Origin of the sequence: Caproiciproducens galactitolivorans, assembly GCF_004768785.1 — a bacterium.
Lineage (GTDB): Bacteria > Bacillota > Clostridia > Oscillospirales > Acutalibacteraceae > Caproiciproducens > Caproiciproducens galactitolivorans.
In genome coordinates this window covers 1-1337 of record NZ_SRMQ01000028.1, presented here as the reverse complement: position 1 = coordinate 1337, position 1337 = coordinate 1, and the positions used below count along the sequence as shown (strand labels likewise).

At 50.8% G+C, this 1337-nt stretch carries 1 protein-coding gene; it reads right to left on the bottom strand.

The features are described 5' to 3' along the window. Positions 1 to 46 precede the first annotated feature (46 nt). On the bottom strand, positions 47 to 1234 hold the full coding sequence (locus tag CAGA_RS12485; protein ID WP_135661204.1) for an IS256 family transposase: 1188 nt from the start codon (positions 1232 to 1234) through the stop codon (positions 47 to 49). Positions 1235 to 1337 lie beyond the last annotated feature (103 nt).

The following is a 1337-nucleotide window of genomic DNA, read 5'->3' as shown; positions in this document are numbered from 1 at the left end:
GGCTATGTCAAGAGAAGTTCGCAATTTGGGGACTCCACGAAATGAATTAAGCTGCGCTTAGCAGAAGTGTCTGAATCGATTTGGGATTCAAATATGCTCTGGAAACGGACCAGTCTTCAGCGTATTCCATGAGATATGTTGTAACCAACCGCAGATAGGAATCTTTGTTTGGGAATATCCCGACGACGTTGGTTCTGCGCCGGATTTCCTTGTTCAGCCGTTCCAGCATATTGGTCGATGAGATTTTACGGGCATCAAGCTCGGGGAATGCATAGAAAGCCAGTGAGTCCTCCAGCCCGTCTTCCAGAAGCTCGATTGCTTTGGGAAACCGCTTCCCATATTGCTCCGACAACTGTTTTGCGCGCTGTCGCGCTAATTGGACGGAAGGCGCCAGCCAGATTTCTTTCAGTTGGACCGCAAAGGATTCTTTTTCTTTCTGCGGTATATGGGCCAGAATATTTCGCATGAAATGCACTTTGCAGCGTTGCCAGGATGCGCCGGGAAAACTTTCTCGGATGGCGGCAATCAGCCCTTTGTTCGCATCGGAAACCACCAGCAGCGGTGTTTTCAAGCCGCGATCCAAAAGACTTTGAAACAACTGGGAATAGCTCTCTTTGGATTCGTCCAGCATCGGCTCCACGGCGAGAATGTCCCTGTGCCCTTGCTCGTTGACGCCGCAGACAACCATCACCGCCATGCTGACGACACGGCCATCCATACGGACTTTTTCGTACAGGGCATCCGTCCAAATGACAGGATAACGAGTATCCGTCAGAGAACGGTTGCGAAATTCCTGTACCTGTTCATTGAGCCCTTTTGTCATCTCACTGACCTGACTGCGGGAGAGGTTCTCTATCCCCAGACTGTGAGCCAACTTTTCCATCTTCCGTGTGGACACGCCCTGCACGAATGCCTCCTGAATAACCTGTACCAGCGCCGCCTCGCTGCGTTTGCGTTCAGTGACAAAGAACGGGATATATCCATGGCTGCGCAGCTTTGGCACCATGAGATACATCGTCCCTACGCGAGTATCCAGCCTCCGGGGACGATATCCGCAGCGGTAGTCACTTCGAGACGGATTGTGCGCATTCTTTTCCGCCCCCACAAGGCCGGAAACCTCCGCCTCCATCAGTTGAGCGCAGAGCCATTCCAGCATACTGAGCATCGGGTCGGGCTCCGCCATACATTTCAGTAGCAATTCCGTAAGATCTGTGTTATTCTTTCCTTGAGTCATTGGGACCAACTCCTTTTTGAATGTCTTGACACCATTCATTTTAAAGGAGTCCCAATGGCTTTTCTATACCTTCTCGAAATTGCGAACTTTATTGTACTCTATC

Excerpts from the sequence above, each read along its gene's own strand:
- CAGA_RS12485 (WP_135661204.1), bottom strand. The coding sequence starts at position 1,234 with ATGACTCAAGGAAAGAATAACACAGATCTTACGGAATTGCTACTGAAA.